The organism is Sneathiella sp. (assembly GCF_036844445.1).
GTDB lineage: Bacteria > Pseudomonadota > Alphaproteobacteria > Sneathiellales > Sneathiellaceae > Sneathiella.
The window spans coordinates 130,248-153,277 of the sequence record NZ_DAIUFV010000006.1; the positions used below are offsets into that span (position 1 = coordinate 130,248).

Annotated in this window: 25 protein-coding genes; 8 read left to right on the forward strand and 17 right to left on the reverse strand. The window is 59.8% G+C overall.

What is annotated here, in order from left to right:
* Nucleotides 1-43: 43 nt before the first annotated feature.
* The 6 genes from V7Z56_RS12875 to V7Z56_RS12900 all read right to left on the reverse strand — a co-directional run bounded on the left by V7Z56_RS12875 (nt 44) and on the right by V7Z56_RS12900 (nt 5,711).
* Complete coding sequence (locus tag V7Z56_RS12875; RefSeq protein WP_334129906.1) at nt 44-1,594, reverse strand: acyl-CoA carboxylase subunit beta; 1,551 nt, start codon at nt 1,592-1,594, stop codon at nt 44-46.
* Nucleotides 1,595-1,748: 154 nt separating this feature from the next.
* Nucleotides 1,749-2,159 (reverse strand): flagellar biosynthesis regulator FlaF, encoded by a 411-nt coding sequence (gene flaF, locus V7Z56_RS12880; protein WP_334129907.1) that lies wholly within the window; start codon nt 2,157-2,159, stop codon nt 1,749-1,751.
* A gap of 79 nt (nt 2,160-2,238) precedes the next feature.
* Entirely contained in the window at nt 2,239-3,039 is an 801-nt protein-coding gene (locus V7Z56_RS12885; protein ID WP_334129908.1) for a flagellin, read from the reverse strand.
* Nucleotides 3,040-3,276: 237 nt separating this feature from the next.
* Nucleotides 3,277-4,062: a DUF1217 domain-containing protein gene (locus V7Z56_RS12890; protein WP_334129909.1), complete on the reverse strand. Its 786-nt coding sequence runs from the start codon at nt 4,060-4,062 to the stop codon at nt 3,277-3,279.
* Nucleotides 4,063-4,168: 106 nt separating this feature from the next.
* A complete protein-coding gene (locus V7Z56_RS12895) occupies nt 4,169-4,978 on the reverse strand; it encodes a flagellin N-terminal helical domain-containing protein (protein ID WP_334129910.1) in 810 nt (269 codons plus the stop codon).
* A 331-nt stretch (nt 4,979-5,309) separates the two neighbouring features.
* Entirely contained in the window at nt 5,310-5,711 is a 402-nt protein-coding gene (locus V7Z56_RS12900) for a flagellar biosynthesis repressor FlbT (RefSeq protein WP_334129911.1), read from the reverse strand.
* 206 nt (nt 5,712-5,917) lie between these two features.
* On the opposite strand from V7Z56_RS12900, the gene V7Z56_RS12905 reads away from it, so the two are divergent.
* On the forward strand, nt 5,918-6,205 hold the full coding sequence (locus V7Z56_RS12905; RefSeq protein ID WP_334129912.1) for a DUF6460 domain-containing protein: 288 nt from the start codon (nt 5,918-5,920) through the stop codon (nt 6,203-6,205).
* 75 nt (nt 6,206-6,280) lie between these two features.
* On the opposite strand, the gene V7Z56_RS12910 is transcribed toward V7Z56_RS12905, so the two are convergent.
* The 4 genes from V7Z56_RS12910 to V7Z56_RS12925 form a co-directional block, all read right to left on the reverse strand.
* Entirely contained in the window at nt 6,281-7,297 is a 1,017-nt protein-coding gene (locus tag V7Z56_RS12910; protein ID WP_334129913.1) for a 2-oxoacid:ferredoxin oxidoreductase subunit beta, read from the reverse strand.
* A gap of 1 nt (nt 7,298) precedes the next feature.
* The gene (locus V7Z56_RS12915; protein ID WP_334129914.1) at nt 7,299-9,170 is read right to left on the reverse strand and encodes a 2-oxoacid:acceptor oxidoreductase subunit alpha; all 1,872 of its coding nucleotides are present in this window, start codon (nt 9,168-9,170) and stop codon (nt 7,299-7,301) included.
* A gap of 313 nt (nt 9,171-9,483) precedes the next feature.
* On the reverse strand, nt 9,484-10,011 hold the full coding sequence (locus V7Z56_RS12920; RefSeq protein ID WP_334129915.1) for a TetR/AcrR family transcriptional regulator: 528 nt from the start codon (nt 10,009-10,011) through the stop codon (nt 9,484-9,486).
* A gap of 132 nt (nt 10,012-10,143) precedes the next feature.
* Nucleotides 10,144-10,899 carry a hypothetical protein gene (locus V7Z56_RS12925; protein ID WP_334129916.1) on the reverse strand — a complete coding sequence of 252 codons (756 nt, stop codon included), beginning with the start codon at nt 10,897-10,899 and terminating at the stop codon, nt 10,144-10,146.
* Between the two features lie 334 nt (nt 10,900-11,233).
* Here V7Z56_RS12925 and V7Z56_RS12930 point away from each other — a divergent pair, with 334 nt between their 5' ends.
* Entirely contained in the window at nt 11,234-12,379 is a 1,146-nt protein-coding gene (locus V7Z56_RS12930) for an acyl-CoA dehydrogenase family protein (RefSeq protein ID WP_334129917.1), read from the forward strand.
* A 23-nt stretch (nt 12,380-12,402) separates the two neighbouring features.
* Entirely contained in the window at nt 12,403-13,173 is a 771-nt protein-coding gene (locus V7Z56_RS12935; protein WP_334129918.1) for a class II aldolase/adducin family protein, read from the forward strand.
* A gap of 36 nt (nt 13,174-13,209) precedes the next feature.
* On the opposite strand, the gene V7Z56_RS12940 is transcribed toward V7Z56_RS12935, so the two are convergent.
* Nucleotides 13,210-14,466, reverse strand: coding sequence for an MFS transporter (locus V7Z56_RS12940; RefSeq protein WP_334129919.1), 1,257 nt, complete (start codon nt 14,464-14,466; stop codon nt 13,210-13,212).
* Between the two features lie 138 nt (nt 14,467-14,604).
* Between V7Z56_RS12940 and V7Z56_RS12945 the strand changes: the two genes are divergently transcribed.
* Together V7Z56_RS12945 and V7Z56_RS12950 are read left to right on the forward strand one after the other, a co-directional pair.
* The gene (locus V7Z56_RS12945) at nt 14,605-15,618 is read left to right on the forward strand and encodes a cyclase family protein (RefSeq protein ID WP_334129920.1); all 1,014 of its coding nucleotides are present in this window, start codon (nt 14,605-14,607) and stop codon (nt 15,616-15,618) included.
* A 131-nt stretch (nt 15,619-15,749) separates the two neighbouring features.
* A complete protein-coding gene (locus tag V7Z56_RS12950) occupies nt 15,750-16,631 on the forward strand; it encodes a NifU family protein (protein WP_334129921.1) in 882 nt (293 codons plus the stop codon).
* Nucleotides 16,632-16,638: 7 nt separating this feature from the next.
* Here V7Z56_RS12950 and V7Z56_RS12955 read toward each other — a convergent pair whose 3' ends face one another.
* Together V7Z56_RS12955 and V7Z56_RS12960 are read right to left on the reverse strand one after the other, a co-directional pair.
* Nucleotides 16,639-16,851 carry a hypothetical protein gene (locus tag V7Z56_RS12955; RefSeq protein ID WP_334129922.1) on the reverse strand — a complete coding sequence of 71 codons (213 nt, stop codon included), beginning with the start codon at nt 16,849-16,851 and terminating at the stop codon, nt 16,639-16,641.
* A 61-nt stretch (nt 16,852-16,912) separates the two neighbouring features.
* Nucleotides 16,913-17,383: an OsmC family protein gene (locus V7Z56_RS12960; RefSeq protein ID WP_334129923.1), complete on the reverse strand. Its 471-nt coding sequence runs from the start codon at nt 17,381-17,383 to the stop codon at nt 16,913-16,915.
* A gap of 122 nt (nt 17,384-17,505) precedes the next feature.
* Between V7Z56_RS12960 and V7Z56_RS12965 the strand changes: the two genes are divergently transcribed.
* The 3 genes from V7Z56_RS12965 to V7Z56_RS12975 all read left to right on the forward strand — a co-directional run bounded on the left by V7Z56_RS12965 (nt 17,506) and on the right by V7Z56_RS12975 (nt 19,731).
* The gene (locus tag V7Z56_RS12965) at nt 17,506-18,117 is read left to right on the forward strand and encodes a CDP-alcohol phosphatidyltransferase family protein (protein WP_334129924.1); all 612 of its coding nucleotides are present in this window, start codon (nt 17,506-17,508) and stop codon (nt 18,115-18,117) included.
* Nucleotides 18,118-18,184: 67 nt separating this feature from the next.
* A complete protein-coding gene (locus V7Z56_RS12970) occupies nt 18,185-19,036 on the forward strand; it encodes an MBL fold metallo-hydrolase (protein ID WP_334129925.1) in 852 nt (283 codons plus the stop codon).
* 62 nt (nt 19,037-19,098) lie between these two features.
* Nucleotides 19,099-19,731, forward strand: a complete 633-nt coding sequence (locus V7Z56_RS12975) for a glutathione S-transferase family protein (RefSeq protein WP_334129926.1) — start codon at nt 19,099-19,101, stop codon at nt 19,729-19,731.
* A gap of 8 nt (nt 19,732-19,739) precedes the next feature.
* Here the strand turns inward: V7Z56_RS12975 and bmt are convergent, their stop codons facing one another.
* The 4 genes from bmt to V7Z56_RS12995 all read right to left on the reverse strand — a co-directional run bounded on the left by bmt (nt 19,740) and on the right by V7Z56_RS12995 (nt 23,004).
* A complete protein-coding gene (gene bmt, locus V7Z56_RS12980) occupies nt 19,740-20,696 on the reverse strand; it encodes a betaine--homocysteine S-methyltransferase (RefSeq protein WP_334129927.1) in 957 nt (318 codons plus the stop codon).
* 101 nt (nt 20,697-20,797) lie between these two features.
* Nucleotides 20,798-21,238 carry a DUF4389 domain-containing protein gene (locus V7Z56_RS12985; protein WP_334129928.1) on the reverse strand — a complete coding sequence of 147 codons (441 nt, stop codon included), beginning with the start codon at nt 21,236-21,238 and terminating at the stop codon, nt 20,798-20,800.
* A 51-nt stretch (nt 21,239-21,289) separates the two neighbouring features.
* Entirely contained in the window at nt 21,290-21,754 is a 465-nt protein-coding gene (locus V7Z56_RS12990; protein WP_334129929.1) for a methyltransferase family protein, read from the reverse strand.
* A 62-nt stretch (nt 21,755-21,816) separates the two neighbouring features.
* Nucleotides 21,817-23,004 (reverse strand): pyridoxal-phosphate-dependent aminotransferase family protein, encoded by a 1,188-nt coding sequence (locus V7Z56_RS12995; RefSeq protein ID WP_334129930.1) that lies wholly within the window; start codon nt 23,002-23,004, stop codon nt 21,817-21,819.
* Nucleotides 23,005-23,030 lie beyond the last annotated feature (26 nt).

Consider the following 23,030-nt stretch of genomic DNA (forward strand, 5'->3'; position numbering starts at 1 on the left):
CTGGCGCCCGATACTAGCAAAGCGCCTGCGGCAGGTAAATGGCCTAGGGGCGGAAGGCGAAGCTGACCGGCCCTTTCAATGCCTCAAGCTGCGGCGCGACCCAGTTGATCCACTGGCAGAGCGCGGGGCGCGTCTCGCGCGGATCGATCAGGTCGTGAACGGCGAAACTCTCGGCGCGCGGGAAGGGCGACTGCTGCAAGGAGAGCTTTTCCTCGAGCTCGGCGCGGAGCGTTTCGGGATCTTCCGCCGCTTCGAGCTGGCGGCGATAGGCGACCGCGACGCCGCCTTCAACGGGCAGCGGGCCTACTTCCGCACTAGGCCAGGCGAGGACATAGCCGTTCTCGCTGTAATGCGCCGCGGCGGCGACGCCGAAGGATTTTTTCACGATCACGCTGGCCCAGGGGACGACCGACATGACGGCCGCCGCAACAGCAGAAGTGCCATATTTGATCGTGCCCTCTTTCTCCGCCTCCGGGCCAATCATGAAGCCCGGCTCATCGACGAAATTCACAATGGGAAGGTGAAAGGTGTCGCAAAGCTCGATAAAGCGGCGGACCTTCTGGGCCGCTTTCGCGCTCATCGCGCCGGCGTAGAATTTGCTGTCATTGGCGATCACGCCGACGCTGTAGCCATCGAGCCGCGCGAAGGCCGTGATCAGACCGGGGCCGAAATGGCGTCCCATCTCAAAGAAGCTGTCCTGATCGAGGACGAGTTGCACGAGCTTTCGCATATCGAAGATCTGGCGGCGGTTTTTCGGCACGATGCGGATCAGCTCCTCCGCCATCCGGTCGGCGGGATCGGTCGGCTCTGCGCGCGGTGCAAGCTCCCAGACGTTGCCGGGGAGATAGCCGAGGAACCCGCGGATCTGGCGGAAGGCGTCCGTTTCATCAGCCGCGATATTGGCGGCAACGGCGTTTCGGCTGTGAACATTTGCACCACCGAGCTCTTCCTTCGTTATCTTGATATTGAGCGCGCGCTCGACCAGCGCAGGGCCGGCGATCAGAAGCTGCGCCGTCTCGCGTGTCATCACCGAGAAATGCGAGGCTGCAAAGCGCGCCGCCGGGAAGCCTGCGACGGGGCCAAGCGCGGCGGAAGCGACCGGAACTTCGCCGAGCAGCTTCGCAATCGAGAGAAAGCGCGGCTTCTCGAATACGGGATTGCCGACGGTCCCGCTGCCTTTTCCCTTGGCGACGCTGCCGCCCGCACCTTCAAGCAGACGCACGAGGGGGACGCGATATTGCGAGGCAAGCTCTTCAGCGTAGATGCTTTTCCGAAGGCCCGCCGCGTTGGGCGAGCCGCCCTTCAGCGTGAAATCCTCCCCGCCGACGGCGACAGGGCGGCCGTCGATCAGGCCAAGCCCGGTGACATAATTGGCGGGGGAGAAGCCGGTGAGGTTACCCGCCTCATCGCGCTCGGCGGCGCCGGCGATGCGGCCGTGCTCGCGGAAACTCCCCTTGTCGAGAATACCGTCAATCCGCTCGCGAATGGTAAGGCGGCCCTTGGCATGCTGGGCGCGGATCGCGTCCACTCCGCCCTGGGCCAGGGCGGCAGCGCGCATGGCGCGGATGTCTTCGGCTTCTTTTTCCCAACTCATATTCTCTCTCCGCGAAAATCAGATCGGGCGGAGTATAGCGGCTGGGGCCCGCGTGAGATAGGGCGGCTTGCCAAAAAGGCCGGCAGTGCGAAAAATGCGCCGTCGCCGCGTAGAGCGGTGGTTTATGCGGGGCTAAGGCCGACTTGGTATCGTGTCAGAGGGTGATGCTGGTGTCGAGACGTGGACGTTCGCTCGTCGTCTCCGGTGATTTTCGCGCGACATCGCGCGGTTTCATCCCTTCCATGATCTGCTTGTTCACCGTCACCAGAGGATCGACGGTGGCTTCGCCTTTCATGGCCTTCGTGCTGTAGCGTCCCACCCATAACGCGATGGAAAGAAGCCGACCTTTCAAATCATCCGGGAGATTGTTCTCCTCGGAGAGAAGATCGGTCTGCAAGGTCAGCCACAATCGCCGGTTGTTGGCGATGGCGCGGATCCTGGCCATTGCATCGTCTTCCTTGTCAGCTTCCTCCATGGCGCGAGTGAATAATGCGAACGCCCGATATTCGGTCAGCCGAGGGGCCTCCGCATTCTGGTTGGCTTTCTGGTAAGCAGCTACAGACATCGTTATCTCATCCGATCAGCAGTAGAGGATACGAGGATAAATTGTCCTACGATACTCTTACTAAATTCCTAACAACCCGTTACTTGAAGAGCTGCAGGATCGACTGCGGCCGGGCGTTGGCGATGGAGAGCGACTGGATGCCAAGCTGTTCTTTCGTCTGAAGGGCCTGCAGCTGGGCGCTGGCTTCGGCAAGGTTCGCATCGACCAGAATGCCGAGACCTTCTTTCAGCTTGTCGGTCAGAAGCTGAGTAAATTCTGCCTGGCGATCCAGCCGGTTCGCCGCGGTACCGAGCGTTGTGAGTACGTTGCCGACCAGCGTTTCAGCGGCTTCGAGCGCCGTGAGGGAGGCGGCCGGATCGGTCAGATCGAGGGTGGCAAGACCAAGTGTTGCAAGGCGCAGGTCCTGGATCGGAATGGTCTGCGATACGCCGCCAAGACCGGTCAGAACTTCGAGCGACGGGCTGACGCCATCGATCAGGTTAACCCCGTTGAACACCGTGGAATTGACGGTCGTCGTGATGTCGGCGAGGAGCGAATCAACTTCTTCCTGCAGAACGGCGGTATCCAAACCATCGTTGAAGGCCTGCGTCACTTTCTGGTTAATGTCGATCAGGATGTTGGAAATCTTGAGCGCGCCGGCATTCGCCATGGCGACGGTTGCCTGACCGAAGGTGAGCGCCTCTTCAATGGCGTCCATGGCGGCAATATCGCCGCGCATCGCCTGCGAAATGGTAAAGGAAGCCGGGTTATCCTTGGGTTCGGCAACCTTGAGACCCGTCTCTACCTGCCGCTGGGTTTCGCCAAGGGCGGACTGGGTTGCCGTCAACGTGCGAAGTGCTGCCATCGCCGTTGCGTTGGTGTTGATAGAAAAAGCAGCCATTTTGTTTCTCCTGTCGTTTTCTGCGTTACCTTTGAACGCCATTCACTCGCAGCTACATAAGCAAAGGCCGTGCCAGTTGCTGTAGGGCGCAGAAAACTGCCAATTTCAGTGGGGAGACAGGCGGCAAAAAGAGCGCGGCCGAGAGCAGCGTCCGGCCGGGCTAGGCATTTTTTTCTTTGGGGGATGAAACTTCTGCCCCGCTATAGGGGCAAAATTAACCGGTTAATCGTTCGCCAATTAGACGAACAGGTTGACCTGGATCGGCTGCGGGCCAATGAACCCGCCGTCGCGATTGATGGGCTGGAACAGCGACAGGATCGGGTTGGCCGTTGCGTCGGTATTGTTGATCTCGGTATAGATCAGGAAGCGCTGGATCATCTTCTCGATTTTTTCGGGATCCTTGAAATCCTCGATATTGATCTGCTTCTCAAGGCGGTCGCGCTGCTGCGCATATTCGAGCGACTGGAAGCTTTCCGGCAGGCCGAGCCCGACGCGCACCACATGCATAAGCGTTTTGTCGGCCATGATCTGCGACAGCGTCTCGACGCCGCCCGCCATGCGCTTGAAATAGAGCGCCTCGCGCACGCCGTCGGCTTTCTCGCCTTCGTATTTCTCGAATTCATTGGTCCGATAGCCGGCGAGAATGGCATTAATATTCGCTTCTTTCTGGAAGAACTCGGGGTCGGATTTAAGTCCCTGCAGGGCGGTCGCCAGCTTCGTCCAGCGCGGCTCTACCAGCCGGTTGACGAGGCTCTTCTTGTCGGCCGGATCTTCGGTGAGGATTTTCCGCACCATCGCGGGCTTGTCGATCTCGCTCTCGAGCTGGAAGGCGGAGAGCACCATCGTCAGCAGCGTGCGGTTCTTCATCAGATCGTCAACCGACCTGACCTCGCCGATCTTCTCGCGGAAGGTCGTCATATCGCGCGTGACCGAAGGCTGCGCCTCGAACGCTTTCATATGCGAATCCTTCAAGCTGTTGGCCAGCTTGTACCAGAGGAGCGGACTGTTCGACGATACCTGCATCGCGTTTCCCGATGAAAAGGAATTTGCGTTATGTTAGCGCAGAATTCATGAACGGGAGGTTAACGGAAAAGACGGCCCCGAAAGGCCGTCTCCCCGTTGGTGAAGTTTAGCGGAACAGAGCCAGGATTGACTGCGGCGCTGCGTTTGCAATGCTCAGCGACTGGATGTTGAGCTGTTCCTTGGTCTGAACGGCCTGCAGTTCAGCGGCAACCTCTGCCATGTCGGCATCGACGAGAACGCCAAGGCCTTCCTTCATCGTATCGGTCAGCAGCGTGGTGAACTCTGCCTGGTCATCGAGACGGCTGGAGAAGGTACCGATGCTGGTCAGAGCCGCGCCAACGGTGGCGATGGCGGCATCGATCGTCGCGATGTGCGTATCGAGGTTGGCGGTGTCCGTTGCGTCAACCGTGTTCAGCGCAAGACCCGTGGTGGACGTCAGGTCGACGTTCGAGAAAGAGATCTGGTCAGCGGCACCAAGACCCGTCGGGACGTTCAGCGTTGCCGCCGTTGCCGTCAGCAGGTTGACGCCGTTGAAGGCGGACGTGCTGGTGATCGTATCGATCTGGGCGAGGGTTGCATCGATCTGACCCTGGATGACGGCGCCGTCGAGGCCTTCGTTCTTCGCCTGGGTCGCGAGCTGCTTCAGCGAGGTGAGCTGGTTGGAGATCGCGGTTGCAGCAGCCATTGCCATACCGATGGTGGCCTGGCCGAATGCGATACCTTCAGAAACAGCATTCAGGGCGCCGATGTCGGCACGCATGCCTTGCGCGATAACGAAAGTTGCGGGGGCGTCTTTGGCGCTGTTGACGCGGAGGCCGGTTTCGAGCTGAGACTGGACGTAAGCAAGATTCTTCTGCGTATTAGCAAGAGTACGCAGAGCAGCCATGGAACCGGAGTTTGTGTTAATAGAAGCCATTTTAGTCATCCTCATTTCTAGAGTTGTCGCCTCTGCGACGGTTATGGCTCATTTGAGCCGCGGGTCTACTTCGAGACCGTGGGATGACTATCGCTCCCATTTGCTAACAAAAGCTTAACGGGGAAATGAATTTGCCCGTAAGGTGATATTTTTTTCAAAACTCGACCGGCTAGCGGCGTAAAAGCGCAGAAAACTAAGGATTTTCAGAGCGCTTTTCCACGCAAAAAAAATTGGCCGGGGCGTGATTTTGTCCGCCGGCCGATATTTTTTGGCATTATTTCCTGAAGTTTCACCCGGAATCAGAGCGAAAGAAGCACGTAGGCAGTGACAATTAATCCGCCGATTCCGTCTCGCCGGCGTCCGCCTGCTTGAAATGCTTCTGCAGCAGCTTGAGGGCGGCGTAGTAGTTTTTCTCCCCCACCAGCCCGACGAGTTCAAAAACGAGGTTGCGCTCGGTCAGCTCCGCGGTCGAGAGGAAGGCAATCTGCGCCGCCTCCTGGAAGCTCTTGAAATGTGCGTCGCGGTTATCGGGTTCGATATACATGAGCTGGATGAAGAGATAAACCGTCTGGAGCGGCGTTTTGGCGTCCTCGGGCAGGAGAATATCCCGCTCGCGCATGATCGAGGCGTCATTTTCCAAAGAAAAATGCATGGCCCGGGGGCTGGTGTTGGTAATGACGGCGCCGTTGACGACAATCTTCTCGCCGGCCGGAATGCGAAACTTTAGCGACATAACCCCTCTCTACGCTGGACTTTTTCCTACTATAGCAACTGTTGGCTAATGTGCAAAAGCGGATTGTCCTCCTGCGCGCACGCGATATGCCGATTTAACCTCGGAGGGCGCGCGCAAAATAATATCTGGTCAGGCTCCGGCGTTGAACGATATTATAGAGATATACCCGGATGGTTCCGCCGTGCGGCATTTGTTGAGGATTATATATGCCAAAAAATATCGGCTCGCTGATTGTAAAGCTCCTGCTTGCCTCATTCCTCGTCGGTTGGGGGCTGACATTCTTTGATATCACGCCGCTGGATCTTTTGAAGGATCTCGGCGGGACGATCGGCGAGATCTACTCCCTGACGCTCAGCACCTTCCGCTGGGCGGGGGATTATATTCTGCTCGGCGCGGTGATCGTGTTGCCGATCTGGGCGCTCATTGCCGGGCTTAACTATCTGCAGCGGAAAACGCGCCGCCGTATGTCATCCTCATCAAAGCCGGAAGAATAATGCCACAAGGCTTTAAATGACAAAAGCCGATCGCACACGATCGGCTTTCGCTCTCAATTTTCTTATTCTGCAATCTTATGCCTGCCAGGTGTGACCCTGACGGAGCAGCTTGTCGAGTGAGGGAGCTTCTGCGCCCTGAGATGCGCTGATTTTCGCTTCAATGCCGTCCTCATAGGTCGGCGCCGGATCGCAGTAAATCACCCCGAAGGCGACCGGCAGGTCATCGCCGTCCATCGCCGCGAGCAGGGTGGCAAGGGCGCGGTTCTTCTCGTCATGAACGAGGATGTCATCTTCCGTGACGCCCTTCTCGCCAAGCGTGACGGCTTCGAGTGTGAGGGTCCGGGTGTTGAGGCGGATCCCCCTGTTCTTCTCCGCACCAAAGAGGAGCGGCTTGCCATGCTCGACATGGAGCTGCTGTTCGGCGGCCACATCGCGCGCGAGCACGCCATCGAACACGCCGTCATTATAGACAATGCAGTTCTGCAGGATCTCGACTAGCGACGTGCCTTTATGCTCATGCGCGCGCTTCAGGATATCGGGCAGGGTTTTCTGCGTATCATAGGCGCGGGCCGCAAAGCGGGCCCCGGCGCCAAGCGTAAAGACCAGCGGCTTCAGTGGCGTGTCCACCGATCCGTCGGGGGAGGACGGGGTGCGAAGGCCAATGGCCGATGTCGGCGAATACTGCCCCTTGGTCAGGCCGTAAATCTCGTTGTTGCAGAGCAGGATCTGCAAATTCACATTGCGCCGCAGCACATGCAGCATATGGTTGCCGCCGATGCTGAAGCCGTCGCCATCGCCCGTGATCATCCAGACGTCAAGCTCGGGGTTGGCGATCTTGATGCCGGTTGCGAAGGCGGGGGCGCGGCCATGGATTGTGTGAAACCCGTAAGTCGACATGTAATAGGGGAAACGCGACGAGCAGCCGATCCCCGAGATGAACACATAATTCTCTTTCGGGGTGTCGAGATCGGGAAGGGTGCGCTGCACAGCCTTGAGGATCGCATAGTCGCCACAGCCGGGGCACCAGCGTACCTCCTGATCGGAGGCGAAGTCGGTTGCTTTCAGCTTGTCTTTTTGTACGGCAACATTCATGTCAGTTCTCCAGCGCCGCATCGATGGCGCGTTCGATTTCGGAAATCTTGAACGGCTGACCGGTCACTTTGGTCAAAGGCTGTACATCAATTAAATATTGATCGCGGAGCAGTGTTTTCAACTGGCCGTCATTCATTTCGGGTACGATAACCTGCTTGAATCCACGCAGCAGATCGCCGAGATTGCGGGGCAGCGGCCAGATGTGGCGAAGGTGGATATGCGCGACCTTCCTGCCTTCCTGCAGCTTGTTGTCGACGGCGCGGCTGATCGGGCCGTACGTCGAGCCCCAGCCGACAACGGCGAGGTCGCCGCCTTCAACGCCGCTCTCAAGTTTCTGCTCGGGGATATCGTTTGCGATATTGAGCACTTTGTTGCGGCGAAGGTCAGTCATCCGTTGATGGTTGGCGGGCTCATAAGAAATATTGCCCGATCCGTCCTGCTTCTCGATACCGCCGATTCGATGCTCCAATCCCGGGGTGCCGGGGATCGCCCACGGGCGGGCCAGCGTTTCGGGATCGCGGTTGAAGGGGGCGAAGCCTTCGGGATTGGTCGCAAACGCGACCGGGAATTTCTCGCGGGTAGACACTGTCGGGATCAGCCACGGCTCCGCCGCGTTACCGATATAACCGTCGGTCAGCAGCATCACCGGCGTCATATAGCGCGTCGCAAGGCGGCACGCCTCGATTGCGACATCGAAGCAGTCTGCGGGGCCGTGGGCGGCAAGTACGACGAGTGGCGCATCGCCGTTGCGGCCATAGACGGCCTGATAAAGATCGGACTGTTCGGTTTTCGTCGGCATGCCGGTCGAGGGGCCGGCGCGCTGCGAATTAACGATGACGAGCGGCAGTTCCGTCGAGATGGCAAGACCGATCGCTTCGCCTTTGAGCGCGATGCCGGGACCGGACGAAGAGGTGATCCCGAGCGATCCTGCGTAGGATGCACCAATTGCCGAGCAGACCGCGGCAATCTCATCCTCGGCCTGGAAGGTTTTGACGCCGAACTGCTTCATCCGGGCGAGTGTGTGGAGCACGGGAGAGGCCGGTGTGATCGGATAGGAGCCGAAGAAAATTTTGAGGTTGGCAAGCTCCGCTCCGGCAACGAGACCAAGCGCGAGGGCTTCGCCGCCCGTGATGGTGCGGTAAAGGCCGTGCGGCATCTGGGCCGCCGGAATGGCGTAAAGCGGCGTGTAGGCGCCAATCTCCGATACCTCGCCGTAGACATGGCCGGCGTTGAGCGCGGCGATGTTGGCGTCGGCAATCTCGGGGCGCTTGGCGAATTTGCGGCGCAGCCAGTCGATGGTATCGCTGCGGTCGCGGCCGTAAATCCAGTAAACGAGGCCGAGCACCCAGAAGTTCTTGCAGCGCAGGCCCTCCTTCTGGGAGAGGCCGAATTCCTTCACCGATTCGAGCGTCAGCTTCGTGATATCGACATTGAGAAGCCGGTAGGCCTCCAGCGAATTATCTTCCAGCGGGTTGGAGAGATAGCCGGCCTTTTTGAGATTGCGGTCATTAAACGTGCCGCCATCGACAATGATCAGCCCGCCAGTTTTCAGCCGCGCGAGGTTGACCATCAGCGCCGCCGGATTGAGCGCGACCAGCACATCGGGATCATCGCCCGCCGTTTCAATGCGGCGCGAGCCGAAGTTGATCTGGAAGGCGGAGACGCCGAACGTCGTGCCGACAGGGGCGCGGATTTCGGCCGGAAAATCGGGGAAAGTGGCAAGGTCATTGCCGGCCAGCGCCGTCGTGTCCGTAAAGCGGCTGCCGGTAATCTGAATGCCATCGCCGGAATCGCCAGCGAACCGGATGACGACCGAGGAAACCTCCTGGCGGGGCACGACCGGAATTTCTGTCTTGAGCTTTGGTTCGTTCAACTTTTCTACTCGCCTTGTGCTGTCCGGGGAGGGACAGGGCGATCCCCGCTGACAGGCATTGGTGTCGCCTTAGTTTAGCCTTATTTTGAAGCCGCAATCAACGAACGATGTCACCGATTGTGCGCTCCGTTGCACAATTCTGATCACAATAGGCGCGCCGGATGCATTGTGCCGGGTGCCGCGGGATCAGGATGCACCGCATCCACTGTAGATATAGCTTTTCCGGCGGGGAACGCAATATAATTTTCTGTGAAATGATGTGAAATAATTTATTCACATGTAGAATATGTATAATTAGCCCCGCTCCACAGCCTCAGGTCAGCCCGTCCTTCATCACGCGGACGAAAAACGCCGCGATCTGGGCCGGCGTCTGTCCGCCCGGGCGATACCAGCTGCTCGACCAGTTGAGCGACCCGAGCAGGCTGAGGCGTAAAAGGCCGCGGTCGATATCGTCGGCGAGGGGGAGATCCTCGATCAGGTCCATAAAGAGCTTGTCGTATTTGTCGCGAATCTCGATCAGCCGGCTGCGCAGCGTCGGCGCGGTGCGGGAGATATCGGCGCAGAGCAGGATCGAGAAATTGTTGCCGCTAAAGAGCGTGTTCATATGCGCAATCGCCGCCTCGCGTAAGCGGTCCCACGGATCCTCGACGCCTTCGATCGCCTCAAGGACCGCGGTGCTGATCAGCCGGCGCCCTTCCTCATAAGTCGCAATAATCAGCTCATCCTTCGAGGAGAAGTGATAATACATGGAGCCGGCCAGCATCCCGGCCTCGCGCGCGATATCGCGCATGGACGTCGCGTCATACCCCCGCTGATTGAACAGATGGGCCGCCGCTGCCATGAGCTCCTGACGGCGGTTGTCACTGCGATGAAGGTTTTCTTCTCGCGGGGGTGGATTTTGTGCCACGGGCTGATCCTGACAAACAGTTGCAAGGGCCCTTGTTTATGCCCGCTCAGGCCACAGGCGGCAACTTTATTTTTCCAGCAGTTTCCGGAGCCGTTCGAGCATCTCGTCGGTTTCCTCGCTGGCGCTGCGCAGCAGGTTTAGAATCTGGTCGCTGAGCGGCAGGTCGGTTTCGAGGATCGCAAGGCTTACCGCCTGAAGGAGCGGCGAATAGATCCTGCGCACCAGCGCGGCGGGGGCGAGGCCGTTCTCATCGCGCCCGACATCCTGCAAATGGATATCATCCAGCACCGCCGTTGTCCGCCGCCCGTTCAGCTTTTCCGCTTCGACAATCACGACGCCCTTGTTGATATAAAGGTCGTGGATGATGAATTTTGGCGTCCTGCCATTCTCTCCGGTGATGAACCGTCCCGCCTTTTCGTCGGCGATGGCGGCATCGATATGCGTCCGAAGGGTGCGAAGGCTGTCGGTTCCCTCGACAATCTCGAATGTGATCTCCGGCGCCGTAATCTCAAGGCGTTTGATGGCAATGACATCCGTGCCGAGGGTCTGCGGATCGATCAGCAGATCGATCTTGGGCGCGAGAAACACATGTGTCGCCTTGAACCCCGGCGGGGTGTCGACGGCGAGCCCCTTCAAGGCTGTCTCGCCACTCGTCGGAGAGAAGTCGGCAGTCTCGAGCGTGACCGGCGCGCCGGCAATGGCGCTGCCATATTTTTCAAACGCCGTGACGATAACCGAGCCGATCGAGAGATAGACGGTCGCGATGGAGATACAGATAATCGCGACGATACCGATCACGATGAATGTGAGAACGCGTCTCATATGTTTCGGTCCCTTCCTGCGGATGACGCCGGCGCAACATACGCTGCGCCCCCGGGGGCCGCAAGCCTGATATTGACGGCGGGAAGCGAGGCAGGAGATGGGAAGAGGCCGGCAAACGCCGCCTTTTCGCGCGCGCGGGCCGGCTCGTTATGCGCCGCCCTCCGGCGCGAAAATTTCACTTCCTTTAATTGCGAGGGCGTCCCATATCTGCTAACAGAGCGGTGTGTAAAGGACGCAAGATGTTCCACCGCCCCCGCCGCAGAAGCCGCTTTTGAAGCGGCGTTGCGGGAGGCGTGAGATAGCTTCGGATGCATTGACATAAAAAGGAAAGAAGATGGCTCTGGATAACGAGACCTTTAAGCTGATGAAAGATTCTGTCACGCGCTTTGTCCGTGACCGGCTGGTACCCGCAGAAGATATAGTGGAACAGACCAACGAGGTGCCGGAAGACATCATTCAGGAAATGCGCGAACTTGGCCTGTTCGGCCTCTCCATCCCGGAGGAATATGGCGGGCTCGGCCTCAGTATGGCGCAGGAATGCGAAGTCATTCATGAACTTTGCAAGGCAGCGCTCGCGTTCCGCTCCGTTATCGGCACGACGGTCGGCATCGGCAGCCAGGGCCTCGTCATGACCGGCACCGAGGAGCAGAAGCGGCAGTACCTGCCCCGCCTCGCCTCGGGCGAGATCATCTCCTCCTTCTGCCTGACCGAGCCGGAGGCCGGATCGGACGCGGCCTCGCTTCGCACCGTCGCCATCCGCGACGGCGATGACTACGTGCTGAACGGCACCAAGCGGTTTATCACCAATGCGCTCCGCGCCGGGATGCTGACCGTGATGGCCCGCACCGATCCGAACAAGAAGGGTGCGTCCGGCATTTCCGCCTTCCTCGTCGATCCGAAAACGCCGGGCGTGACCATCGCCAAGGCGGACGAGAAGATGGGGCAGCGCGGCACCAAGACCAGCGATATCATTTTTGAAGATGCCCGCATTCCGGCCTCCGCTCTGCTTGGGGGTGTCGAGGGGCAGGGGTTCTACACCGCCATGAAGGTGCTCGACCGGGGCCGGCTACATCTCAGTTCCGTCTCCACCGGTATTTCCGAGCGCATCCTTGAAGAGGCCGTCGCCTATGCGTCCGAACGCAAGCAGTTCGGCACACGGATCGGCGACTTCCAGCTTGTCCAGGCGATGCTGGCCGACAGCCAGGCCGAGCTTTACGCCGGACTGGCGATGACGATGGATGCGGCGAAAAAGTACGACAACAAGGAAGAGATTGCGATGCTCGCTGCCTGCTGTAAGATGTTTACAACGGAAGCGGCGGGGCGGATTGCTGACCGGGCTGTGCAGATCCACGGCGGTTCGGGCTACATGGCCGAATATAAGGTCGAGCGGTTCTATCGCGATGTCCGGTTGCTCCGTCTCTATGAAGGAACAACCCAGATTCAGCAGTTGGTTATCGCCCGTAACATGCTGAAATCATAAAACAAAGCAAAAAGGAGGTCGAGATGGGTGTAGACGTACTGGTGCCCAGCCTGAAAGGCAAGGTCAGCGACGAAGAATGGGAGACGCGGGTCAATCTGGCGGCCTGCTATCAGCTCGTTGCCCACTTTGGCATGAGCGATCTGATCTTCACGCATATTTCCGCGCGGGTCCCCGGAACCGAGAATCACTTTCTGATCAACCCCTATGGGCTGTTCTTCGACGAGATCACCGCCTCCAGCCTCGTGAAGGTCGATATCGACGGGAATATTCTTGACGACACGCCGTTCAAGATCAATCCCGCCGGCTACACCATCCACAGCGCCGTCCACGGCGCCCGCCATGACATCAACTGCGTCCTGCATACGCATACGACGGCGGGCATGGCCGTTGCGGCGCAGAAGCATGGCCTGCTTCCGCTCAGCCAGCATTCGATGATGTTCTACGGCCGTCTTGCCTATCATGGCTATGAGGGCATTGCGCTCGATCTTGATGAGCGGGAACGGCTGGTCCGCGACATGGGCGACAGCATCGCGATGATTCTCCGCAATCATGGGCTGCTGACGATCGGCAAGACGGTGCCGGAAGCTTTCCGGCGGATCTTCTATCTCGAAAAGTCGTGTGAGGCGCAGATCAAGGCGATGGCGGGCGATGCCGAGCTGGTTTTCCCGCCGCGCGAGGTTTGCGAACATGCCGCGGCGCAGTTTGCCGCGACCGACAATGCCGGCCGGCCGACGCTGGAATGGCCGGGCCTGCTCCGTATTCTCGATCGCAAGGGCAGCCACTACCGCGATTGATACGCGGCTTAACTGAACGGATAAACGCCGGATCCCTTACGCGGGATCCGGCGTTTTCTTTTGCACGGCCTTCGACTCATGGGTCCGGCTATAGAAGAGAAGTCCCGCGACGATGACGCCCGCGAGCGCGAAATAAAGTACGCGGTAGGCCTCGATTGGTGCGGTTCCGTCCGGGTGTACGAAATGCCCGACGATGAAACCGCCAAGCGCCTGCAACAGGAAGACGCCGAGCATGACCGCCGTATTCAGCGTGGCGACGCCGCGCCCGAGCAGGCGTTCGGGGAAGATCGTCCGGCCATGCGACATGATCAGCACGCCGTAACTCCCCGTAAAACAGAGAAGGAAGAGCAGGATCGTCACCTGCCAGACGGGAAGCACCGGCACGGTGCCGAGGATGAAGAGGATGAGGATCGTCGCGCCCGCCGCATACATCACGAGCGGCTTTCGCCGCGCGACAATGCCGTCGAGATACCCGTAGAAGAAATTGCCGCATATGACACCGGCGGTCATCAGAAGCAGAATATTGCCGCGCGCCGCGAGGTCGAGCCCGTAAATATCGCGCAGGAAATTACTGCCCCAAAGGCCGAGAATGGCCATCACCGCGCCGTAAATGACAAGGTTGAGGGCGAAGAGATACTGAAACTGCCGGTTGCTGACGACCTCGACAACGCCGCGGAAGGCGTCGCGGAAGGTCTCGGGCGCGCGGTCGTGAAAGGTGTGGCCGGGCGGCGCATCGCGAATGATGAGGCAGCCGAGGACCAGCGAGCAAAGGCTGATGATCGCGGCAATCCAGAAGACGGCGCGCCATCCGACCATATCGGCAAGCAGCGCCGTTGGCGTCGTCGCGAGAAGGTTGCCGACACCGCCCATCGCGACGATAAGCGAGAGGTAGAAGGCGAAACGCTCCGCCGACAGCCAGCGCGAGATGATGACGAGCGAGCCCATCAGAACCGGCGCGCAGCCCGCGCCAATGATAAAGCGGGTGCTGATCAGTTCAAAAAAGGTTGACGCAAGCGCGAAGCCGATCGAACCGATATTGGCGAGCAGCATCAGTACAAAGATCGTCTTTCTTGGCCCGTAGCGGTCGAGGAAAATCCCGACGGGCACCTGCATCAGGGCAAAGGCGATGAAGAAGCTGCCGCCGACGAGCCCGAACTCCTCCGGCGTCAGTCCCAGCTCATCCATCATGTTCGGCCCAATAACGGCAACGGCCGAGCGGAAGAAGTTGCTTGCCACATAGATGGCCGACAGGGTCAGAATAATTCTGATCGCGTTCGCCGTTTCTCTCGTCATCGGGAAGGCCATTCTTGATTGTTTTTTACAACAGCTAACAGCTTCCGGGGCGTCCGTCAATTCGCGCTGCCTGGGTCTTTGCAGGCGCGGCACTTCCCGCTATGCTTGCGGAAAATAATTTTAAGGGGGAGAAGCAGCATGTCACGTTGGGTGAACCGGCCGGAAGGCTCGAATTGGGGGGATTTCGGGCCCGATGACCAGATCGGCCGGCTCAATTTGATCACACCCGAACGCGTGCGTGCCGCTGCGGCCGAAGTGAAGACGGGGGAGCGCTTCTGCCTCAGTCTGCCGCTTGATCTGCCGGGTGGCAACCTGCTCAATCCGCGCCGCTATCCGCCGGAACTCCTGCCGACGAAGCGGGGTGGCGACGTTCCCAATATGAATTACAACCTCTCGCGCGATGATCCGAATCTGATCGATGTCATCTGCGATGATCTCGTCGTGCTGCATACGCAATATTCCACGCAGTGGGACAGCCTCGCCCATGTCGGGCAGGAGTTCGATGCCGATGGCGACGGCAAGGCGGAGATCGTCTATTACAACGGCTATCGGGGCGGCGAGCATATCTGCGGGCCCGATGATGCCGGCGGCAGCCGCGCCCGCGCGCTCGGGATCGAGAATATGGCGGCGGCCGGCGTGCAGGGGCGCGGCGTGATGGTCGATCTGGAAGGCGCGTTCGGAAGGGCGCGAAAAGTGGTCGGCTATGACGATCTGATGCAGGTGCTGGACAAGGACGCGGTGACCGTCGAGGCGGGTGACATGCTCTGCCTGCACACGGGATTTGCGCAGATGATCATGGATATGAAGGGAAATCCCGACAAGGAGAAGCTGCATAATTCCTGCGCCACGCTGGACGGCCGTGATGCACGGCTGCTGAACTGGATCACCGACAGCGGCATCTCCGTGCTGATCGCCGACAACTATGCGGTGGAGGCGTATCCCTCCCGTCCCGGCGAGGGATGCTGCGCATTTCTGCCGATCCATGAGCATTGTCTCTTCAAGCTCGGCATTCACCTCGGCGAGCTCTGGTATCTGACGCCGCTGAATAGGTGGCTGAAGGCGGCGGGGCGCTCGCGCTTTCTGCTGACGGCGCCGCCGCTCCGTCTGCCGGGGGCGGTCGGCTCACCCGCCAATCCGGTCGCAACGGTGTGACGGGCGCGCTATTGCAACGCCGCCGCCGCACCATATGTTATCATTGTAACTTGTAGGGTTACCGAATTTCTGTTAGCTGACGGTGGTCTTTTATATACCCCCTTGCAATGGCGAGGGGCAGGAGTTGGTTCATGTTCATTCAGACATTGCCGCATGAGAATGAGGACAAGATGAAATTCATGCCGGGCCGTCAGGTTCTGGCGTCGGGGTCCGTGTCATTCGGTGATGAAGAGGAGGCGCGCGCCCGCTCACCGCTCGCCGGTCGGCTGTTCGGGATCCCGGGCGTCAAGGGCGTGGAGCTTGGCGAGGATTATGTCACCATCGTGAAAAAGCCGGAGACGGAAGAGAAAATTCTCTGGATCCAGTTGAAGCCAATGGTTCTCGCCGCCATCATGGATCATTACATGAGCGGGATGCCGGTGCTGAACGATGCGGCGCCGAAAGCGAGCGCAAGCTATTCGGAAGCGGATCAGAAAATTGTCGATGCGCTTCGCGACCTGATCGAAACCCGTATCCAGCCGCAGTTGAGCGCCGACGGCGGCGATATCGCTTTCAAGGCCTATGATCCCTCGGAAGGTCTCGTCATTCTCGAGATGGACAGCCGCGGGCTGTCGACGCCCGCGTTCGGTACGCAGATCAAGATCGAGAATACGCTGAAGCATTATGTGCCCGAGATCCAGCGCGTGCGTTTCGAGCGGATGGTCGAAGAGACGGCGGAGACATCGGATCGCCCCGGCCTGCTGACGGAAGAGGCGGAGCGCATCCAGGACCTGCTCGAGACACGGATCAATCCGGCCATTGCGGCCCACGGCGGCTATATCACCCTCATCGATGTGAAGGATGATACTGCCTATGTGGAAATGGCGGGCGGATGCCAGGGCTGCGGCATGGCCGACGCCACGCTGAAGCAGGGCGTCGAGGTGGAGATCAAGACCGCCGTGCCGTCGATTGCGCGGGTGCTCGATGTCACCGATCACGCGGGCGGCACCAACCCCTATTACGTGGGGTATTAAGGCGCGCTCAGTCGATCGGGTCGATCGACTTGATGACGAAGCCACGTGCGGCGCTGTATTTGCGCTTCATCTTCTCCCAGGCCTCGTCGATGCTCGCGGCATAGACGTCGAAATAATGGGTTTCGGCCCAGCTGTCTGAGAGATCCTTGTGATGCTCGCCTTCCTTCAGTGCGGCGAGAACGTCCTGATTAAAGATGGCGGCTTCAAACTTGAGTTGCATTCTTCATTCCGAAATCAGTTTATTTTCGGCGCAGCTTTGCACAGCTATCCTTAAAAATTGGTTAGTCCGCATATCGGACTGTCGGATCGTTCAGGACGGGGAAATTGACCGAGTTGGCGATGAAACATTCCTCATGCGCCGCGTGATGCAGGGCGATGGCGCGGTCCATGTCGCTGTCGCGGCTGATGGTGACGACGGGCTTTAGCAAAACCTCGGTGAAGCGGATGCGCCCATCCATCTGCTCCATCCGCCCATAGGGCGTATCAGAATAGGCGGTGCAGATAATTTTTTTGCGCGCGCAAAGCGCGAGATAACTCAGCATATGACAGGCCGCAAGAGAGGCAATCAGCATGTCTTCAGGGTTAAAGCGGCTGTCAACGCCGCGAAAGGCGACGGCGGCCGTGCCTTGCAGGACCGGACCGCTCGGCAGCCTCACGCTATAATCACGGGAATAGCTCTGATAGGTCGTTGTCGGCCCCTCGCTTGCGCCGGTCCAGTCAAGGCGGGCGGTAAATTCATGGATGTGGTGCATTTCTCCTCCTTCTCCTCTGGACTTCCAGGCCGCGCTCTCTTGCTCCGCCGCGGGGAATATGTCATGTCTCATACACTCTCATTCGCTGTCCGTGCAGGCAATAAGGGATTTGTTGACGGTCCATGTTAGATGCGGCGCTCCGGCAGGTTATTGATCCGCCCCTCAATGCGGCAGGGCGAAGAATCGCGGCGCTCGGCGTTCCGGCGAACGCGATCACTCTTGGCGGATTTGCGCTCGGCCTCGCGGCGGTGCCATTGCTCGCCTTCGACTATTATCTCGCCGCGCTCGCTCTCATCCTGCTCAACCGGTTTGGCGACGGGCTCGACGGCGCGGTTGCCCGCCAGACGCGGCTCACCGATTTCGGCGGCTATCTCGATATCGTCTGCGATTTTATTTTTTACGCAGGCGTCGTGTTCGGCTTTGCGCTCGCCGATGCGGGAAATGCCGTTGCCGCCGCATTTCTTGTCTTCAGCTTTATGGGAACCGGCGCGACCTTCCTCGCCCATGCGATCCTTGCCGAGCGGCACGGCATCACGACGGACCTTCGCGGCCATAAATCGCTTTACTATCTCGGCGGCCTGACCGAGGGGACCGAGACGATCCTTGCCTTCGTCCTGATGTGCCTCCTGCCGACTCATTTCACCACGATCGCAGTGATTTTCGGTCTGCTCTGCTGGCTGACGACGGCAGCGCGCATTTATGCTGCGTGGATAACTTTCGGCCGGACGCGTTGAACTTCTTGTCCGCCGCCACGGCGCGGTTATACTGTGCCCAACAAGAATGAAAAGAGGGGGTCGGACAATGAACAGATGGCAGATCGGGGATGTGACGATCACCCGGATCATCGAGGTGGAGGCGATCGGCGGGACGCGTTTTATCCTGCCGCAGGCAACGCCGGAAGCGGTGCAGCCGCTCCGCTGGATGGTGCCGCATTTCGCGACCGAAGCGGGCCGTCTGATCATGAGCATCCATGCGCTCGTCATCGACACCGGCAGCCGGCGGATCATCGTCGATACCTGTATCGGCAACGACAAGGAGCGCAAAATTCCATCCTGGAACATGCTGCAGGGCAGCTTCCTTACCGATCTCGAGGCGGCCGACTACCCGCGCGACAGTATCGATACGGTGCTCTGCACGCATCTTCACGTCGATCATGTCGGCTGGAACACGATGCTGGTGGGTGGCAAATGGGTACCGACATTCCCCAATGCGCGCTATCTTTTCGGCGAGACGGAATGGCAGCACTGGAGCACGACACCGCAGGAGGAATATGGCGACGTCGTTGAAGATTCCGTGCAGCCCGTCATCGACGCAGGGCTCGCCGATCTCGTCGCGATGGATCACAAGGTCTGCGATGAGGTGAGCCTGTTCCCATCCCCCGGGCATACGCCCGGCCATGTCTGCATCCGGATCAGATCGAAAGGGGAAGAGGCGGTCATCACCGGCGACAGCATGCATCACCCCTGCCAGATCGCGCATCCTGACTGGTCCTGCACGGCCGATACCGATAAGGCGGCGGCGAGGGCGACGCGCGAAGAATTCCTCGCGCGCTATTGCGATACGGACACGCTGATTATCGGCACGCATTTCGCGACGCCGACGGCGGGTCATCTCAAAAAGGATGCGGAGGGGAACTACTGGCTGAAAGTGTAACGCGGCCGGGCGTCCCCCCTTCTCTGATGCGGGCGCAAAAATGAACAAGGGAAAGAAGCAACATGAAACTCTATGACTATCCGGGAGCGCCGAGCCCCCGCTGGGTGCGGATATTTCTCGCCGAAAAAGGCGTCACGCTGGAGAAGGAAATGGTCGACCTGCAAAAGGGCGCCCATATGACGGAAGAATTTCGCAAGATCAATCCCAACTGCACCGTTCCTGTTTTGCAGATCGAGGATGGCAGCTTCATTTCCTCCATCGACGCCATCAACCGCTATATCGAGGAGAAATATCCCGAACCCGCGCTCTTTGGCCACACTGCGGAGGAGCGGGCGCATGTCAACAACTGGTGCCACTATATCCATGTGAACGGCTTCCTCGCCGTTGCCGAGGCGATGCGCAACTCCGCCCCCTTTATGGTCGGGCGCGCCCTTACCGGCATTCACGGCTTTGAGCAGATCCTCGCGCTGGCCGATCGCGGGCGGCAGCGCACCATCTATTTTTTCGAAGATGTGAATACGCATCTCGAAGGCCGGAAGTTTATGGTCGGCGACAGCTTTTCGGCGGCCGATATCGGCGTTCTGGTGGTGGTCGATTTCGCCAAGGGGATGGGCCGTATTCCCCTGCCGGAAGGGCTGGATAACCTGACGCGCTGGTATAAGGAGATTTCGGCGCGGCCGAGCGCGAGCGCCTAAGTCGCGCTTTATCCGGAGCCTACGCGGGCGAAGATATCGTCTATCTCCGTCGCGGTAGGGGCGGGCTTAGGTTCATAGGCTTCGAGCGCGGCCGCCATTGCCTGCAGATGCGCGGGCGTCGTCCCGCAGCAGCCGCCAATAATGCGCGCGCCGAGATCCGCCGCAAGCCGGGCATAGGCCGCCATGACGGCGGGGGTCGCGGGGTAGCGAAGCGCATCCCCCTCCCGGATGGGCAGACCGCAGTTCGCTTTCACCGCGATGATGTCGCTGGCCCGCGCCTGCCCGCCAAAATCACGTAGATGGTGCAGCACCTCGCGCGGCCCGTCGCCGCAGTTGCTCCCCCACGCAAGCGGCGGCGCGCCGAGGGCGCGAAGGAAGGCGGGGAGATCGGCGGGGCAGAGGGTGTCCTTCCCTTTCTGGCCAGAATGAAAAGAAAGCGTCGCGATGGCGGGGAGGGCGCAATCTGCCGCGGCAGCGAGGGCGGCGCGAAGTTCCGCGCGCCCTGACAGCGTTTCAATCCAGAGAAGGTCAACGCCCCCTTGTTTAAGAGCCGCCGCCTGGGATTTGAAGGCGACGAAGGCGGCGGCCGGGGTGAGAAGGCCGCTCTCCGCGACGGCGGTTCCAAGCGGCCCGATGCTGCCGGCGACGAGAACCTCTCGCCCGGCCGCGTCCGCAGCTGAGCGGGCAATACGCGCGGCGGCAATGTTGAGCCCTCCGACCTTATCGCCACGCCCCTGTGGGCCAAGCCGGCAGGCGTTTGCGCCAAAGCTGTTGGTGAGGATGATATCCGCGCCCGCGCCGATGAATTGCCGGTGGATCTCGCGGATTTCATCAGGCCTTGAGAGGTTCCAGAGCTCCGGCGCATCGCGCGGGGAAAGTCCGCGTGCGATAAGGCTGCTCCCCATCGCGCCGTCGGCAAGCAGCACCGCTTTCGTTGCCAGAAATTCCTGAAACCGCCCCGTCATGCCGTCTCCCTTCATCTCGGCCGGCAATCTCCCATAAAAAGCAGAGAGGGCGCAACCTGCGCTGCGCCCTCTTGTCGGTATCTGTCAGGAAAATGCGGTACTCAGCTCGTCGAGGCGCCGCTCTCGCCGTCGCCCTCGCTCGGGGCCTCGGGCTTTTTGCGCGGCGATGACGGCTTCTTCGGCTCCGTGCTATCACTCGGTTTCTGCTCCGGCGTTGCGGCGACGATGATGACATCGTCGGTGGTCGCGGGGGCATCAGGGCGCGGCGTCTCCGGCGGCCACGGGCCAACGGGGAAGGGTTTGAAATCGCTGTGATAGGACATATAGGCGACGAGCTGCCGGTTATATTCGGCGAACGAGCTGCCAAACGCCTGCAACTGCTCGAACGGGGAGCCGCTCAGCAATGTCTTGATGAACTGCACAATGGCGATTGCAAAGAGGACAAAATTGGCGAACCAGTAAATAATCCCATAGAGGATAAGATAGATCAGCCGCGTCCAGGTTGCGTTCGATTTGACATTGGTTCCTATATCATCCGTCATGTGCCGCATCCCTCATAGATCGTTGACAACTGAGGCGAAGTCCCGCGCTGGCTAGATCCAGCGCCTGACTTTGGCCTTGTAGTCTAGATATTCGCTGCCGAACTTATGTTCAAGATAGGCCTCTTCTTTCCTTATCACGTAATAGCGTATGACGATGAGGCAGGGCAGCAGCAGAACAAGGGCGATCGGGCTTGCCGCCGCGATGGCGATCCCGGCGTAGCCGATCGCCATCCCGAGATAGATCGGATTGCGCGAATATTGGTAAATCCCGTCCGTGACAATCCGCGTCGTCGGCTTCCATGGCTCGAGATGCGTTTTCGCGCGGCGGAATTTTCCCGCCGCAGTCAGCAGAAGCAAGGCGGAAGCAATGACGAGAAGCGCGCCGATCACGGTCAGATAGAGGGGCGCAAAATGCCCGTCTCTCCAGGCCGAGCCGAGCAGCAGGCCGGCGCCGAGAAAGAGGAAGTAGATAATGGGCGGCGGCAGGCGCACGCCGGCGCTATCGGATCGTGTCATCCTTGGTCCTCCCCACAATCGGAACGCGCATGATGCGTTCCTCTTTATTCTAGCATATTTCGTCAGCGCGGGACATGGGCCGCGAGATATTCAACGGCTGCCGTAATGCCGCCCTCCCCATGCGGGATGCCGAGGGCTTTGAAGCTCATCTCAAGGGTGGCGAGGGTGCCGAGCATCATCGGGGCGTTGACATGGCCCATATGGGCGATGCGCATGGCCTTGCCGGTGAGGGCCGCAATCCCGACGCCGATCACCAGACCGCATTTCTCAAGACAGTAATCATGGATGGCGGGAAGAGTGTCGCCGTTGCGGAGCAGCACCGTTGTCACCGAATTGGCCCGTTCTTCCGGTGCGGTGATATTGAAGGAAAATTCGCCCTTCTCCGCCCATTTGCCAACGGCCGCGCGGGTTGCGCCGGCGAGCAGGCGGTGGCGTTCAAAAATGGCCTCCAACCCTTCCGCGCGGATCATCTCGAAAGATTTCTGCAGGCCGAAAAGGTGATGCACGGGCGGCGTTCCGGCATAGCTCCGGTAGTGCTCGGGCGCGAGACGTCCCGTCCAGTCCCAATAGGCGGTGCGAAGATCGGCTGTCTGATGCCGTTCCATCGCCTTTTCGCTGGCGACAACGAAGCTGACTCCCGGCGACATCATCAGCCCCTTCTGGCAGGCCGATACGGTGACATCGACCCCCCATTCATCCATGCGATAATCCATCGTGCCGAGGGAGGCAATGGTATCGACGAGGAAGAGCGCCGCATGACCCGCGTTATCGATGGCGCGGCGGAGCGCCGGAATGTTGTTGAGAACGCTCGAGGCCGTGTCGACCTGCACGACGAGGATCGCCTTGATCTCGCCGGCGGTGTCCGCCTTCAGGCGCGCTTCGAGCGCGTCCGGATCGACGGCCCGCTGATAGCTGCCGCCAAGAACTTCGACGTCAAGGCCAAGCCGGGCGCCGGCTTCGCCCCAGCCGACGGCGAAGGAGCCGCTTTCCAGCACGAGGACTTTATCGCCGCGCGAGAGCACATTCGTCAGCGCCGCCTCCCACGCGCCATGGCCGTTGGCGATAAAGAGAAACGGCATCCCGGAAGATCTGGTGATCATTTTCAGATCTTCCTTGATCTGCTGCGTGATCTCCACCAGCTCACCCTTGCGGATGTCGACCGCCGGGCGGTGCATCGCGGAGAGGACGGCATCGGGGACATTCGTGGGGCCCGGGATCCCTAAAAACTGGCGGCCATTGCTGACACTCATTGCGCTACTTTCCTGCGTTATATTCC

Bases quoted from the DNA above. Each gene is read 5' to 3' on its own strand.
- V7Z56_RS12950 (WP_334129921.1), top strand. From the start codon at position 15,750: ATGTTCATTCAGACATTGCCGCATGAGAATGAGGACAAGATGAAATTC.
- V7Z56_RS12965 (WP_334129924.1), top strand. From the start codon at position 17,506: ATGTTAGATGCGGCGCTCCGGCAGGTTATTGATCCGCCCCTCAATGCG.
- V7Z56_RS12935 (WP_334129918.1), top strand. From the start codon at position 12,403: ATGGGTGTAGACGTACTGGTGCCCAGCCTGAAAGGCAAGGTCAGCGAC.
- V7Z56_RS12955 (WP_334129922.1), bottom strand. From the start codon at position 16,851: ATGCAACTCAAGTTTGAAGCCGCCATCTTTAATCAGGACGTTCTCGCC.
- flaF (WP_334129907.1), bottom strand. From the start codon at position 2,159: ATGTCTGTAGCTGCTTACCAGAAAGCCAACCAGAATGCGGAGGCCCCT.
- V7Z56_RS12890 (WP_334129909.1), bottom strand. From the start codon at position 4,062: ATGCAGGTATCGTCGAACAGTCCGCTCCTCTGGTACAAGCTGGCCAAC.
- V7Z56_RS12900 (WP_334129911.1), bottom strand. From the start codon at position 5,711: ATGTCGCTAAAGTTTCGCATTCCGGCCGGCGAGAAGATTGTCGTCAAC.
- V7Z56_RS12940 (WP_334129919.1), bottom strand. From the start codon at position 14,466: ATGACGAGAGAAACGGCGAACGCGATCAGAATTATTCTGACCCTGTCG.
- V7Z56_RS12990 (WP_334129929.1), bottom strand. From the start codon at position 21,754: ATGACACGATCCGATAGCGCCGGCGTGCGCCTGCCGCCGCCCATTATC.
- V7Z56_RS12920 (WP_334129915.1), bottom strand. From the start codon at position 10,011: ATGGCAGCGGCGGCCCATCTGTTCAATCAGCGGGGGTATGACGCGACG.
- V7Z56_RS12985 (WP_334129928.1), bottom strand. From the start codon at position 21,238: ATGACGGATGATATAGGAACCAATGTCAAATCGAACGCAACCTGGACG.
- V7Z56_RS12905 (WP_334129912.1), top strand. From the start codon at position 5,918: ATGCCAAAAAATATCGGCTCGCTGATTGTAAAGCTCCTGCTTGCCTCA.
- V7Z56_RS12960 (WP_334129923.1), bottom strand. From the start codon at position 17,383: ATGCACCACATCCATGAATTTACCGCCCGCCTTGACTGGACCGGCGCA.
- V7Z56_RS12970 (WP_334129925.1), top strand. From the start codon at position 18,185: ATGAACAGATGGCAGATCGGGGATGTGACGATCACCCGGATCATCGAG.
- bmt (WP_334129927.1), bottom strand. From the start codon at position 20,696: ATGACGGGGCGGTTTCAGGAATTTCTGGCAACGAAAGCGGTGCTGCTT.
- V7Z56_RS12895 (WP_334129910.1), bottom strand. From the start codon at position 4,978: ATGGCTTCTATTAACACAAACTCCGGTTCCATGGCTGCTCTGCGTACT.
- V7Z56_RS12930 (WP_334129917.1), top strand. From the start codon at position 11,234: ATGGCTCTGGATAACGAGACCTTTAAGCTGATGAAAGATTCTGTCACG.
- V7Z56_RS12885 (WP_334129908.1), bottom strand. From the start codon at position 3,039: ATGGCTGCTTTTTCTATCAACACCAACGCAACGGCGATGGCAGCACTT.
- V7Z56_RS12995 (WP_334129930.1), bottom strand. From the start codon at position 23,004: ATGAGTGTCAGCAATGGCCGCCAGTTTTTAGGGATCCCGGGCCCCACG.
- V7Z56_RS12945 (WP_334129920.1), top strand. From the start codon at position 14,605: ATGTCACGTTGGGTGAACCGGCCGGAAGGCTCGAATTGGGGGGATTTC.
- V7Z56_RS12975 (WP_334129926.1), top strand. From the start codon at position 19,099: ATGAAACTCTATGACTATCCGGGAGCGCCGAGCCCCCGCTGGGTGCGG.
- V7Z56_RS12925 (WP_334129916.1), bottom strand. From the start codon at position 10,899: ATGAGACGCGTTCTCACATTCATCGTGATCGGTATCGTCGCGATTATC.
- V7Z56_RS12910 (WP_334129913.1), bottom strand. From the start codon at position 7,297: ATGAATGTTGCCGTACAAAAAGACAAGCTGAAAGCAACCGACTTCGCC.
- V7Z56_RS12875 (WP_334129906.1), bottom strand. From the start codon at position 1,594: ATGAGTTGGGAAAAAGAAGCCGAAGACATCCGCGCCATGCGCGCTGCC.